The organism is Streptomyces sp. NPDC052107, assembly GCF_040680215.1.
Classification (GTDB): Bacteria; Actinomycetota; Actinomycetes; order Streptomycetales; family Streptomycetaceae; genus Streptomyces.
In genome coordinates this window covers 1-13,592 of record NZ_JBFAWG010000133.1, presented here as the reverse complement: position 1 = coordinate 13,592, position 13,592 = coordinate 1, and the positions used below count along the sequence as shown (strand labels likewise).

Genomic DNA, 13,592 nt, shown 5'->3' with positions numbered 1-13,592 from the left:
GCACTTCCGAGCCGTGGAACGACTTCCAACCCCGTGACCTGCACTTTCAGGCCCGCAGAACCTCCAGGGCCCCCGAATTACGTCGAACCCGGGGCTTCGTCGACTTCCCGTTGCAGCAGGGCGAACAGCGGGCTCATGTCGGCGCCGGGAAAGACGTCGATGGCGACGAAGCGCTCCCGGTGCCATTCGCTGAGTAGCCCGGATTCTTTGATCGAGTTCTTGATGAAGTTGATGCTGCGGCCAAGTCGTTCGGAGTCCGCGCTTGGCCTGAGCAGTGTGCGCAGGACGCGGTGTCCGCTCGTCTGGGCAACTTCGGCCACGCGATTTTCCGGTGAGAGACGGACCCGGTCTCCGAGAGCGAGGCCGTAGGTCATGAAGGGGATGCAGGCCACCGCGTATGTGCCGTCCTCTTCGGGTAGGAGCCACAGCTGCTCGATCTGCCCGTCGAGGTCGAAGGGGGCCAGGTCGGCCTGGGCGATGTAGTTGCTCTCGGCCCGCCCGACCGGGTCCTCGTGCACGATGTACTGCATCTTCGTTCCTTGCTGCCTGCTCACCTCGGCGAAGATCGTCCCATGGCCTCGGCTCGCGATGCTGACCGGGTGCTCCACTACTGCCCGCTCTTTTGCTTCACCCGGGCTTTGGAACGAGCCAGGCGGTAGGACTCGGTTCCGGTCTCGATGAGGGTAGCGTTGGAGGTGAGCCGGTCCACGATCGCCGCGCAGAGCCGTGGATCGGTGAAGGTCCGGCTCCAGCCGGAGAAAGCCTCGTTGGAGGCGATCGCGATGCTGCTCTTCTCCTCACCCTCAGCCTCTCTCGTGACGCGTATCAGAGAACCAGAGCGCATGCTGCGCTTCAGCGGCTGACTGCAGGGTTTCGTCCGGCCGGGGGTTTCCTGTTCCAGGCGCTTGATCTGTCCATAGACCTCGGTGAGCGCTGCGTTCATTTCGGGAGCCGGAACAATCACTGTGTCGGGGGCGATCATCAAAGCCGCAGACCACCGGTCACGGTAGGCGTCCTTGGTTCCTTCCAACGCCGATACGTCCTCCTGCCCGGGCGTGCGATCTTGAATGACGTACAAGTGCCGGCTGAGCGCCGTGGCGAACTGCCTGACCTCCCGATGCGGTTGTGTGTAACAACTCCGGCGTAGCTCACGGTTCTCGCGAGCTTCCTGGATGGCTTGGACCATCTCCAACTCGCGCTTCTTGGCCCGGTCGGCACCCCGCTGGGCGAGCAACGCACCCCCGAGAGTTCCCATTACACCAGTGATCGCAATCAGTACCGCCCCCACGTCCATTCGATCACCCTAGATCGCGTCATGTGACAGCTGGACGGCGGCGATCACAACTCGCCGCTTCGATCCCCGCGAGCCCTGATCCGAAAGAAAGGGCGCAGGCCGGAAGCGCATCAAGGCGCATTTCAGCAAGCCGCGCTGTGCCAGTGGGCCCGGCGCACACCCACGTCCGTGGGGATTGGCGGTAGACAGGTCTCGCGGTAGGGGAGCATGTGCGCAGTTATCGCTTGTTCGTAAGGGGTTGTCATGGGTTCCATCTGCCGTGCCGTGCCGCCGGTGCTGCTCTCTTGTCTGCTGGTGGCGGGCTGTTCCTCCGGTTCGCACTCCGGGTCGGTCACCTCGGGAAAGGGCGGGGCGCTGGCGACGGGGGCGTCGAAAACAGCCGTACCGGCAGGAGCGGCGAAGATTGCGGTGGGTGCGGGGCCGCAGACGACGTACACGGTGCAGCAGCAGCCGCCCGCGGGCAGCTGTCACTACCGCACTGAGAAGGGCGAGCCCCTCGAAGACCCGGCCTGCACGCCGGGTGCGACCTCACCGGCCGTGACGCAGGCGAACCTGGCGTCGACGATCTGCCGCAAGGGCGGCTACACCAAGAACATCCGGCCGCCGGAGTCGGTGACCCGCAGGGAGAAAGAGCTGAATGCTGCCTCCTACGGCTACAAGGGCAGCCTGGGAGACGCAGAGTATGACCACCTGATTTCCCTGCAGCTCGGGGGTGACCCGAACGACGCTCGCAACCTGTGGGTGGAGCCGGCCGATCCGGGCCACAAGCCGGGCGGCGGCATCAACAACAAGAAGGACCCGGTCGAGACGAAGCTGCACACTGCGGTCTGCTCGGGAAAGGTGACCCTCCAGGCTGCGCAGCAGGCCATCGTCACCGACTGGGCCACCGCGCTCAGCAGGCTTGGAATCGGCTGATCCCGCGCGACACAGGAGCTCGCAGGCCGCCCGGGCTGCTCAGCCGAAGGCAGCGAGTGCGCCCAAACGGCTCCTGGCAAGGGAGCTGTATGTCATCGTGGGAGTGTCCGGCCCGCAGCTTTCCCCCGTAGCTGCGGGCCGGACGTCCGCCGCCCTCAGCAGCGCGGCCTTGTTTGCCTCGTCACGGTGTGCGGTGCAGGCGGCTTGACGCCTTGCGGCTCCGGAGCGGCAGCAAGGGCTAGCGCCGGATTACCGATGAGGCGCTTGCCTTCGACAGGATGGGCGCATGACCGAGATCCACACACCGCGTCTCCTCCTTCGTAGCTGGCACGACGACGACCTTGCGCCGATGGCGGACATCAATGCGGACCCACGGGTTATGCGCTGGATCGACGACGGCTCGGTGCGCGACCTGGACCACACGGCCGAGGACATCGAGCGGTGGGAGGAGGAGTGGGACGAGGAGGGCTTCGGGCTCTTCGCAGTCGAGCTGCTGGCCTCGGGCGAACTGATCGGCTTCACGGGGCTGTCCGTGCCCGAGTTCCTGCCGGAGGTGATGCCCGCCGTGGCGATCAGCTGGCGGATCGGCTCACAGTTTTGGGGCCAGGGATATGCGTCCGAAGCCGCGCACGCCACGCTGGAGTTCGCTCTCCAGGACCGCGGCCTGGACCGCGTCATCAGCATCAACCGGGTGGGGGACAACGCCTCCGAGAACGTCATCCGCAAGCTCGGCATGGTGCCCGAGCGGGAGACGGCACACCCGGTGTACGGCTACCCCCTGCACGTTCATGCCATCGATCTCACCGAGTTCCAGGCGTGAACCGACCGAGCCGTCGATCATCACAAGACAGCCGACCACTGTCCCTACGTCCCTGAGCGCATTGATCGCGATGGTAAGGACACCAAGGGATGGATTGGTGTCTTCCTGTCGCTGACCGGGTTTTCTCGGAGCTGCGGCCAGAGCCAGATTTAGATAGCACCATCACCACCTCGCGCCTTCGGGCCCGACTGCGGTTGCTGGTCGGTCAGCTTCCAGGTCACCTCGTTGATGTCCTGGTCGTGATGCCAGTAGGCCAGTCTGCGTGTGGCGACCAGCCGGTCAAGCAGTTCGGCGGTCTGGTGGGGTGAGTGGCCGCACAGACGGCCCAGCACGTCCATGTCGACGGTATGCGGGGCGCAAGGGGAGAGGTGTGCGGCCAGGACGAGCGCAACCAACTGCACGGCGGGTGGCGCCGCACCCTTCAGGGCAAGCGGCCCAGGCCACAGCGCCCAGTGGGCAGCTCGGCGGCGTGCGCTGCGGCCAGGTGCCTGGTCACGGACCGCGGCGTCGAGCAGGTGCACCACCACAGGCGTTGACCTGAGATCAGGCGACCGCAGCCAGAAACCGTGAGCCAGCTCCTCCCAGATCTCGCTGCGTCCGCGCAGGCGCATGCCGCGCAGCAGCCCGGCAGGCAGGTGGGCAACGCCGTAAGCGTCGGCGCGCAGCGCGCACTGCAGGGCTAGCAGCCGGGAGGCGGGGGAGGCGAACCTGGGAAGCGCGGTGGCCAGATAGGTGAGCATCTCGCGCACGCGCACGCACTCCTCCAGACCGGTTGGACGAACGCGTCGCGCGGCCTCCGGTGGGGAGGCGGCGGATCTTGGACTGCCCAGCACAGTGTCGGGAACGACGGCAGTGTTGTCGGTCGCGGCCGCGCACGCCGCGCAGGCGTCGGCCAGCCGCCAGAGACGGCCGCCGTGTTCGCGGGTGAGGGCGAGCAGGACTGGGCCGGCGCAGCCGCGGTGGCGGGGATGCCACAGGCAGCCCTGGGCTCGGCACTGGCACGTCCGTAGGTGTGCGGGCAGTGCGTCGGCGCGGGCGTGACGGGCCAAGTGGGCCAGGGCGGCAGACCTCGCAGATGCCCCTTGAAGGGGCAGCGTGTGGCCGGCGCAGCGGATGCAGACGAGAGCGGGCCCGCCTGGTCGCGGGTGCAGTTCCACCGTCCAGATGCGCCGCACTGCGGCACCGGCGAGCCTCATCGGCTGGCTGTCCTCCTGTTTTGTCCGTGCCGCAGGGCCGAGGTACCTGGCAGCAGGTACTCCGGGAATGCACGCACGGTAGTGCAGATCCCTGCACCATGACCGGCCCGCGACCCCCGGGGCAAATAGTGCAGAAGTCTGCACTGACAGGGCAGAGGTCTGCACCTTCGGATGGTGGGGTGACGATCTTCCCGCCCGACCCCAACCTCACCGCCCTGCGAGTCGAACTCGCACGGCTACGGGGTGACCGCGGATGGACCTTCGACGAACTGGCCGAACGCAGCGGCCTGGCCCGGCGCACCCTCATCGACCTCGAACACGGCCGCACCACCGGAAGCCTCACCACCTGGCACGCCTTGGCACACGCCTTCGATGTCCCCATCGAACGCTTTCTCACCTCCCTGTGCGACGGCCACCCGACCCCCGGTGCCGCACAGACTTGATCCCGAGGCAGCCGCAACCCGCCCCGGCCGCCCAAGAGAACCACTCGGACAGGCGAGGCGTTCTCGAATAACAGATCCCACCGCCGTTCACGCGTTCCCATCGGCTGGGCCGATCGTGTGACGATTGCGAAAGTCGTCCCCGCTCACCGGCGCGCCACCTGGCACGGTCACCGCCATGCGCCACCACGTCCCTCACCCTGACCGGCACTGGGACGGCAGCCCTCGTCGCCTGCCTGCCCGCCGCACTCTGCAGATCGCCGCGAACAGCCCCAGCCGCCTGCTGCGTGCGGGTCAGACCGGCCGCTGCCGCCACTGCGGCAACCGCATCGACTGGTACCCGCGCTGCGACGACCGGCCCATCGCCCTGCACCCCGCGGAAGTTGCCACCATCGACGTCTCACCATCCTGCCGTTGGCACCTCAGTGGCGGCATCGCCCACCCCCACGACGACGGCAGCGGATGGTGCCGCATCCCGCACGCCGTCCTTTGCCCTCAGCAGCCCTCGCGCTCCCGGCCGGGCAGCCCTCGACTCGCATCACTGCGTCGTGAACTGGGCCTTCGCTCCCGGCGCCTGATCGACACAGGCGCCTTCACCCCACACCCGCCCGTCATCCCAGCACCTGGCGGCGACGCCGGGCAACCCGCTCACCCTGTCGTCCGGATTCTCCTCGTCAACTACCTCGGCGAAAGGCCCGTCGAGAACATCCGCTGCGTCGCGCAGACCCGCCAAAGAAGCCGCTGCGCGCGCCCCGTCCTCGCCGCCGTCCGAGGACGCTGGGTACTGCTGCCCATCCAGCCCCACCGCGGCCAACTCGCCCTGCCCGATACGTGCATGGCCGTTTACGACCTCAGCCACGCGTCCTATGCGGAACAACTGCGCTGGCGGTCCCAACGCTGCACCACCCACGCCACTGCGACCGCAGCCGCCGACCTGACCCTGGCCGGCTGGCAGCCCTTCGACCCGCTCCTGCACGCCGAACACATCCGCGCCGAGCTGCCCACGCCCGAACCGGCGCAGCAGTACCAGCCCCACCGACGGTGACCGATGCCGCACCACGCCCTGGAGATCACCCTCACCCACGCCCTGAGCCAGGCCGAACTCGACGCCGCTCCGCCGCTGGCTGCAACTGGCCGCCAGCCACGACGCCACCCGCCTGATGGCACTCGTCGAAGCCGCCCCCCCCCACCGGGTCGCCCGTACGCTGGCGACTCAGCGACCGGCTGCCCATCGACGCCATTACCACCCACTACCCAGGACACCGAACACAAGGTGCTCCTCAACGTCGCCCTCCCACGCGGCGCACACGCCACCCTCACAACCGCAGCCCGGCGCGAAAGCCTGCCCTTCGAACGCTTCATCGAACACGCGGTGCGCCGAGCCCTGGCCGACCACGCCGAGCAGGAGATCGACCACCTGGGCCGCACCGTCCACCAGCTACTCGCCCATGCCAGTCCCGCACGCCTGCTCATCGCCGTCGGACACGCCCTCACCCAACTCTCCAAGGAATCCCTCCCATGAAGCCCACCGACGAACAGACCGCCGCTATGGACGCCTTCCGCGCGGGCGACCATCTGGCCCTGCAAGCCGGAGCCGGGACCGGCAAAACCACCCTGCTGGAAATGCTCGCCCGCTCCACCCCACGACGCGGCCGTTACTTCGCCTACAACCGGGCCATCGCACAAGACGCCACCACCCGCTTCCCACCCACCGTCCAGTGCAAAACCGCCCATGCACTCGCCTACGCCGCCGTCGGCCACCGCTACACGAGCCGCCTGAACGCCCCCCGCCGCCCCGCCTGGTACACCGGACAAGCCCTCGGCCTGACCAAAGCCATCCGCATCGGCGAACGCGACATCTCCCAACGCGCCCTGTCCAACGCACTCGTCCGCACCGTCACCCGCTTCTGCCACACCGCCGACGACGTGATCACCCGCCACCACGTCCCGAAACTACGCGGCCTGGAAGACACAGACCTGCACCGCGAACTCGCCACCCACATCGTCCCCGCGGCCCGCAAAGCCTGGACGGACCTGCAAAACCCCGACGACGGCTGCGTCCGCTTCGAACACGACCACTACCTGAAGATCTGGGCCCTCACCCAGCCGAAACTCGACGCCGACTACCTGCTCCTGGACGAAGCCCAGGACACCAACCCCGTCGTGGAACAGGTCTTCCTCGCCCAACGCGACCACACCCAGCTCGTCATGGTCGGCGACTCCGCCCAAGCCATCTACCAATGGCGCGGAGCAAAGACGTCATGACCGGCTTCAACGGCACTCGGCTGACCCTGTCGCAGTCCTTCCGCTTCGGCCCCCACCTCGCCGACGAAGCCAACCGCTGGCTCCACCTGGCCGACGCCCCCATCCGACTCACCGGCAGCCCCACCGTTCCCACCGAAATCGGACCCGTCACCAGCCCCGACGCCGTACTATGCCGCACCAACGTCGGCGCCATGGCCCAGGTCATGACGCTCATGACCGCCGGATTCCGCGTCGCCCTGGCCGGAGGAGGAGACGGCCTGCGCGCCCTGGCACAGGCAGCTCGCGACCTCAAAGACGGCCGGCACACCCACCACCCTGAACTGATCCTCTTTCCCTCCTGGGGCGACCTGCAGGACTACGCCGCCCACGACCCAGCTGGACGTGACCTGCAGCCGTTGGTCAACCTCGTCGACGCCCACGGCACCGACGTCATCCTCGCAGCGGTCGCCCAGCTCGTCCCCCAGCCGCACGCCCAGGTCACCATCTCCACCGCCCACAAGGCCAAAGGACGCGAATGGCCTTGCGTACTCATTGCCGACGACTTCCGCCAGCCCCAAAGCCGCCAACTGGAAGACCACAGCAGCCCGGCGGTGAACTATCCGGTCGATGACGCCGAAGCCCGCCTGGCCTACGTGGCCGTGACCCGCACCCGCCAGCGACTGGACCTTGGTGGCCTGTCCTGGATCCGCGACAACCCGGACATCCCAAGCCAGGACCAGCCTGCCGCAGCTCATTGAGGCCAGCCGGGCTCCTCGGCCCGGTACACGCCGCTGGTTCAGTGGACGGTTGGGTGGGCGAGCTGCGCTGGATCGCCCAGAGCGTTGATCTTCTCGACCAGCCTCAGGAAGACGGGGCAACGGAGCCAGGCGGCAGGGGCGAGTAACTGACTGCGGAATGACGAGTGTCGAGGGCCGCCGTCCCGATGAGTTAAACGACGATGCATCGTTGGGCGGGAGCAACTGCCGCATGTCCCTGAGCACGCTGATCGGATCCGTCAGGCTCTCGGCTGCTTTCGGTTCCCGGACGGCAGTGGCTGGTTCCTTGCTGACCTCCCTGGGGGACCGACGCGCTGGCCTCGGTGAAGTGGTTCCAGAGGTTCAACCGGCCGTCGATCGGTTAGAAGTCGTTGCCCGGTAGAACGGTGGTCCGTTCGGCGCGATCCGTTCGGCGTGCAGGCACCGCTTCAAGCCATAACCAGCGAACATCGCTTTTGCATTACCTTGACATGGGGCCAGCTTGACCTGTTCATCCTAGGGTCGGAAGGCGCGACTGAAACGGGGGTTCATAGATGGGTGACGGCAAGGTCCCTGGCAAGGTGCTGGACATCAAGACTGCCGACATCAAGGCGGCGGCACCGGCCTTCCAGAAGGGCGCCACCGATCTGAGCAAGGCCCTAACCACTCTCATCAAGACCCTGGACGGCCTCGGCGAGCCCTGGGGCCACGATGAGCAGGGCAACCAGTTCGGCGGCGTCTACAAGCCGCACCAGAAGTCGATCGAGAGCGCGGCGGGCATCCTGGTGCTCGGGCTGACGAGCATTCACGAGGCCATGGTGGACATGTCGGACGGGCACGTGGACAACGACAAGCTCGTCGCCGGCATGTTCAAGGAAGTGAAGACCGACAAGCAGAGCGACGGTGCCGGTGAGCGTTGAGGACAAGGCCCGCCACATCCTTCTCAAGATGGGCCTGTGGTGGCCGGAGGCTGACCCCGACAAGCTGCGGGACGCGGCGAAGGCGTGGCGTGCGTTCGCCGATTCGGTGGACGACGTCCGCGCCCCTGTGAACCGCAGTGCGTCCGGGATCATCCACAACAACACGGGTGAGTCGATCGAGGCGTTCCACAAGTTTTGGGACCGCTATTCCAAGGGCAAGGACGGCGGCTGGCTGAGCGACCTCGCGAAGTCCTCGCGGGACATGGCCAACGCTTTGGACAAGTTCGCCGGCGCCATCGACGACGCGATCAACAAGCTGTGGACGCGGATAGCCATCGACGCGGTCGTGATCGCGGGCGGCATCACGCTGGCCATCATGACCGCGGGCATCGCCTCCGGTGCGGCGGCGGCTGCGGCGGATGCGGTCATCGAGTTCGGCGCCACGATAGGCGTCGGGGTCTCCGCGGTAGTGGCCGACATCATCGGAGGTGCCTTCGCCGGCATCGCGTTCGGTGGGGTCGAGTCGGTCACCATCGATGCTGCCGTGGCCCAGCCACTGCAGATGGTGGCCGGTCTACAGCACGGCTTCAGCCTGGACGAGGTCAATCAGGCCGCCAAGGACGGCATGATTTTCGGCGGCGCGCTCGGGGCGGGCGGCGGCCTGCTGACGGCGAGTATGGAAGGCGGCCTCGCCGACACTACCCCGACGCTGCTGCGCCCGCCGTCGCTCCGCCCGGACCTGGTCGATCTGGGCCCGGCGGCCCGCAAAGCCGACGACATACCGTGTGTGGGCGAGCCGATCGACGTGGCGACCGGCGCGATGCTGATGACCCAGACGGACCTGACCCTGCCAGGCAGTCTGCCGCTTCAGTTCACCCGCACCCACCTCTCCAGCTACCGGGGCGGCGTCTGCTTCGGCCCGACCTGGATCTCCACCCTCGACGAGTGCCTCCAGATCGACGGCGAGGGAGTCGTCTTCGCCGCCGCCGACGGCATGCGCCTGGTCTACCCGGTGCCGGAACCGGGCGTACCCACCATGCCGGTCAAGGGCGCCCGCTGGCCCCTGGAGTGGGACGGCAAGCCGGACGGCGCGATGACGGTCACCGACCCGTCGACGGGCATGACCCGCACCTTCGCCGCCCCCGTCCCCTCCCCGACCTTCGGCGTCTTCCACCTGGCCCTCGACTCCTGGAGCGACCGCAACGGCAACCGCATCGAGGTCGAACGCGATGACGAAGGCATCCCGTACGGTATCCGCCACTCGGGCGGCTACTACGTCGCTGTCGACACCCAGGGCCCGCGCATCACCGCCCTGCGCCTGCTGGACGAGCCGCCGTCCCGCTACCGCCCGGGCACCGCGCCCGACGAGGGCACGGTCGTCATGCGTTACGGCTACGACGCCACCGGCAACCTCACCGAGGTCATCAACTCCAGCGACAAGCCCCTGCGCTTCACCTACGACACCGAGGGTCGCGTCACCCGCTGGACCGGTCGGAACGGCACCTGGTTCTCCTACGTCTACGACAACCAAGGCCGCGTGGTCCGTACCGAGGGTGTCGACGGCATCCTGTCCGGCACCCTGACCTACGACGACACCGCCCGCACCACGAGGTACACCGACTCCCAGGGGCACACCTCCGTCCACCGTTACAACGCCGAAGGCCAGGTGGTGGAGGAGACGGACCCGATGGGGCATGTCACGCGCACGGAGTGGGACGAGTACGGCTTCCAGCCCGTAGCGGTCACGGATCCGCTGGGCCGCACCACCCGTTACGCCTACGACGACGCCGGCAACCTCACCGAACTCACCCTGCCCGACGGCTCGGTGGCCCGGGCCGCATACAACGCACTTGACCAGCCTACCGAGGTGGTCGAGCCGGGTGGCGCGATCTGGCGGCACACGTACGACGACCGGGGCAACCTGCTGACGACCGTGAACCCGCTCGGCGTCGAGGACCACTACGCATACGACGAAGCGGGCCGGCCGACGGCGATCACCAATGCCCTCGGTTACACCCGCACGATGACGTATGACGCGGCGGGCCTGCCTCTCTCCCTGACGGACGAACTGGGCCACACGACGACGATCCGCCGCGACTCGTTTGGCCGGGTCATCGAGGTGACCGACCCTCTCGGCCACACCACCCGACTGGGCTGGACGACGGAGGGTAGGCCGTCCTGGCGCCAACTGGCCGACGGAACACGAGAGTCCTGGACCTGGGACGCCGAGGGCAACCTGCTCACCCACACGGACCCCGCCGGGAAATCGACGCACCACACTGTGGGGCACTTCAGTGTCCCGGCCACACGCACGGACCCGGACGGAGCGCGGTACGAGTTCGTCTACGACACCGAGCTGCGTCTGACGGCCGTCATGAACCCGCAGGGCCTGACCTGGTCCTACACCTACGACGGAGCGGGCCGGCTGACCTCGGAGGTGGACTTCAACGGCCGTACCCTCAGCTACACCCACGACGGCAACGGGCGACTGGCCGGCCGCACCAACGGCGCCGGGGAGACGCTGCGCTTCCTGAGGGACCCGCTAGGGCGGGTCGTGGAGCAGCGCTCGGAGGCGGGTGATGTCACGACGTTCGCCTACGGCCCCGACGGCGGGCTGTGCCGTGCGGCAAACGCGGACGCCGAGCTCGTCTACGAGCGGGACGTGCTTGGCAGGGTGCTGTCGGAGACGGTGAACGGCTGTACGACCACCTATGTCCACGACGCCGCCGGTCGCCGTACCCGGCGGGTGACGCCTTCCGGGCTGGCCTCGGAATGGACATACGATGCCGCAGGGCGCCCCCTCACCCTGCGTTCCTCTGCGGGTGCGCTGGACTTCGCCCACGATGCCGCCGGCCGCGAGACCCGGCGAAGCCTTGGTACGGAGGTGACGCTGGCGCAGAGCTGGGGTGCGACGGGGCTGCTGACCGGGCAGAGCCTGACAGCCACCCTGGAGAGAGTCCTGCAACACCGCACGTACTCCCACAGGGCCGACGGCTACGTGACCGAGATACGGGAGCTGACGTCGGGCACCCGCCGCTTCGACCTGGACGGCATGGGCCGGGTCACCGGCGTCCGCGCCCACGGCTGGAGCGAGTCCTACGCGTACGACCCGGCGGGCAACCTCGTGCATGCCATGTCGCCGGACCATGAGGCAGGCGGTGAGCGCCGGTTCGATGGCACGCTGGTCCGCTCGGCCGGCCGCACCTCGTACGAGTACGACGCTGAAGGCCGCCTCGTCCGCAGGTCCCGCAAGCTCCTGAACGGCCAGACCCGGGTCTGGCGCTACGCATGGAACGCCGAGGACCGTCTCACAGACGTGGTCGCTCCGGACGGCAGCCATTGGCGCTACACGTACGATCCGCTCGGCCGACGCCTCTCCAAGCACCGCGTGGCCGACGACGGTTCCGCGGCCGACCGTACGGACTTCGTCTGGGACGACTTGTGCCTGGCCGAGCAGACCACGCCGGACGGCTGGGTCACCACCTGGGACTACACGCCGGACGGCCCTCGCCCGGTCGCCCAGACGAGCCACAAACCGACCGCGACAGCCGCCAACACGTCGTTCCTGGCACAGTTGGCCGAGGAGTCGGATCCATCGCACGAGGCTCGGTTCCACGCCGTCGTCACCGACTCAGTGGGCACGCCCACGGAACTGGTCACCTCAACGGGAGATCTGGTCTGGCAGCGCCGTACCAGCCTGTGGGGCGCTCGCCTCCCGGACCCGGAGGAAGCCGCGTCGCCGGTGGACTGTCCCTTGCGCTTTCCGGGCCAGTACGCCGATTCCGAGTCGGGCCTGCACTACAACCTGCACCGGTACTACGACCCGGAGACGGCGCGGTACATCAGCGCGGATCCGCTGGGTCTCGTTCCCGCACCCGATCACCACGCCTACGTTCCGAACCCACTGGGCTGGAGCGACCCTCTCGGTCTTGCCGGGAAGGGGCCGACAGGGCCGAAGAACCCGCTGGACTTCGGGCAAGGGTACACAGGTCGACGCGACATCTTCCCGGTGGGCAACAAGGGAAGGGACGTGGAAATCCACGTCTACGACAAGTCCGGGCGCGAAGTCGGGCTGTTCAACAGCCAGGGCTGGTTCAATAAGCACGGCATCAAAGCCTCGGAAGTCGACGTACCGCCCGGCGTGGAGAACGCCATCAAGGGACGGATGATCTACGAGCTGCGGAAGGTGGGCCGCATCGGTCCCAAGGGGACCGAGGACATCACCGGAGACAAATGGAGGCGACCGCCTCTCGCCGCGGAAGGTTGCAAATGAAGTACGTCACGGCCGTCTGGGAAGACGATGGGTTCTACGTGGACCCGAGTGCCTACCTGGCCGAGCTGCCGCGTCTGCGCGCCGACCTGCCCCCGGGCGCCCGGTCTTTCGCCACCGACCCCGGCCACTACGACATCGCGGGCGCCACCCGCTGTGTGAAGGATCTGGAACTGGCCGGGGTCCACCTCGCCACCGACAAGAGCGGTGGGCTGGTTTTGGATTTCGCGCCCAACAAGTTCAAGCACGACTCCGGCCTAAGCATCAGCTACTCGGGCGTTAAGCACTTCTCCATCGACTATGAACACTCCATCGACTGGATGAGCGTCGACACCGTGCTCCTCGACGAGATCCTTCCCGACGAGGGCGGCGGTTGCCTGCATGAGATCGCGCTCACCGACGCGTCGATCACCGTCCGGTGCGAGGATCTGCAAGCCGTGTGGGGAGACGCGAGCTGAGTCCGTGATCACTTTCCAGTTCACCGTGCGGCCCGGCCAAGGCGACCCCCACGGGTTCGATATGGGTGACATGGTCGTCACCGGGGATTTCGACGCTGTTGACTCGGTCGGCCACGTCCCCGATCAGGGCATGATGATCTACCTCTCGGTCGTTCAGCTGCTGGACGACGAGCAATGCTCAGGACCTGTGGATCGGCCTCGGGAGAGGTGCCTCGCGAAACGCGGAGGGCGTACCTTCCCGAGTGATCGATTGATGGTCACCGAGTAGACCCGCGTTGCA

12 protein-coding genes and 1 pseudogene are annotated in these 13,592 nt (G+C 67.6%); 10 read left to right on the top strand and 3 right to left on the bottom strand.

Going from position 1 to position 13,592, the window contains the following annotated elements:
* Positions 1-77 precede the first annotated feature (77 nt).
* Together AB0M27_RS43810 and AB0M27_RS43805 are read right to left on the bottom strand one after the other, a co-directional pair.
* The gene (locus AB0M27_RS43810; protein WP_365731186.1) at positions 78-530 is read right to left on the bottom strand and encodes a DUF4265 domain-containing protein; all 453 of its coding nucleotides are present in this window, start codon (positions 528-530) and stop codon (positions 78-80) included.
* 77 nt (positions 531-607) lie between these two features.
* The gene (locus AB0M27_RS43805; RefSeq protein WP_365731184.1) at positions 608-1,294 is read right to left on the bottom strand and encodes an ATP-binding protein; all 687 of its coding nucleotides are present in this window, start codon (positions 1,292-1,294) and stop codon (positions 608-610) included.
* A gap of 264 nt (positions 1,295-1,558) precedes the next feature.
* Here AB0M27_RS43805 and AB0M27_RS43800 point away from each other — a divergent pair, with 264 nt between their 5' ends.
* Both AB0M27_RS43800 and AB0M27_RS43795 read left to right on the top strand, forming a co-directional pair.
* Complete coding sequence (locus AB0M27_RS43800; RefSeq protein WP_365731182.1) at positions 1,559-2,209, top strand: hypothetical protein; 651 nt, start codon at positions 1,559-1,561, stop codon at positions 2,207-2,209.
* Positions 2,210-2,495: 286 nt separating this feature from the next.
* A complete protein-coding gene (locus AB0M27_RS43795) occupies positions 2,496-3,029 on the top strand; it encodes a GNAT family N-acetyltransferase (protein WP_365731180.1) in 534 nt (177 codons plus the stop codon).
* Between the two features lie 149 nt (positions 3,030-3,178).
* On the opposite strand, the gene AB0M27_RS43790 is transcribed toward AB0M27_RS43795, so the two are convergent.
* Positions 3,179-3,778, bottom strand: coding sequence for a hypothetical protein (locus tag AB0M27_RS43790; protein WP_365731178.1), 600 nt, complete (start codon positions 3,776-3,778; stop codon positions 3,179-3,181).
* A 626-nt stretch (positions 3,779-4,404) separates the two neighbouring features.
* On the opposite strand from AB0M27_RS43790, the gene AB0M27_RS43785 reads away from it, so the two are divergent.
* The 8 genes and pseudogenes from AB0M27_RS43785 to AB0M27_RS43750 all read left to right on the top strand — a co-directional run bounded on the left by AB0M27_RS43785 (position 4,405) and on the right by AB0M27_RS43750 (position 13,580).
* Positions 4,405-4,668, top strand: coding sequence for a helix-turn-helix transcriptional regulator (locus AB0M27_RS43785; RefSeq protein ID WP_365731176.1), 264 nt, complete (start codon positions 4,405-4,407; stop codon positions 4,666-4,668).
* A gap of 175 nt (positions 4,669-4,843) precedes the next feature.
* The gene (locus AB0M27_RS43780; RefSeq protein WP_365731174.1) at positions 4,844-5,710 is read left to right on the top strand and encodes a DUF6083 domain-containing protein; all 867 of its coding nucleotides are present in this window, start codon (positions 4,844-4,846) and stop codon (positions 5,708-5,710) included.
* Between the two features lie 228 nt (positions 5,711-5,938).
* The gene (locus AB0M27_RS43775; protein WP_365731172.1) at positions 5,939-6,187 is read left to right on the top strand and encodes a hypothetical protein; all 249 of its coding nucleotides are present in this window, start codon (positions 5,939-5,941) and stop codon (positions 6,185-6,187) included.
* Positions 6,184-7,667 (top strand): annotated as a pseudogene (locus AB0M27_RS43770) (UvrD-helicase domain-containing protein). The gene AB0M27_RS43775 and the pseudogene AB0M27_RS43770 overlap by 4 nt, the downstream one beginning before the upstream one ends.
* Before the next feature lie 551 nt (positions 7,668-8,218).
* A complete protein-coding gene (locus AB0M27_RS43765; protein WP_365731170.1) occupies positions 8,219-8,584 on the top strand; it encodes a hypothetical protein in 366 nt (121 codons plus the stop codon).
* On the top strand, positions 8,574-12,857 hold the full coding sequence (locus AB0M27_RS43760) for a DUF6531 domain-containing protein (protein ID WP_365731168.1): 4,284 nt from the start codon (positions 8,574-8,576) through the stop codon (positions 12,855-12,857). Before AB0M27_RS43765 ends, AB0M27_RS43760 begins: the two co-directional genes overlap by 11 nt.
* Complete coding sequence (locus tag AB0M27_RS43755) at positions 12,854-13,312, top strand: hypothetical protein (protein ID WP_365731166.1); 459 nt, start codon at positions 12,854-12,856, stop codon at positions 13,310-13,312. The genes AB0M27_RS43760 and AB0M27_RS43755 overlap by 4 nt, the downstream gene beginning before the upstream one ends.
* Positions 13,313-13,316: 4 nt before the next feature.
* Positions 13,317-13,580: a hypothetical protein gene (locus tag AB0M27_RS43750; protein WP_365731163.1), complete on the top strand. Its 264-nt coding sequence runs from the start codon at positions 13,317-13,319 to the stop codon at positions 13,578-13,580.
* Positions 13,581-13,592: the final 12 nt, after the last annotated feature.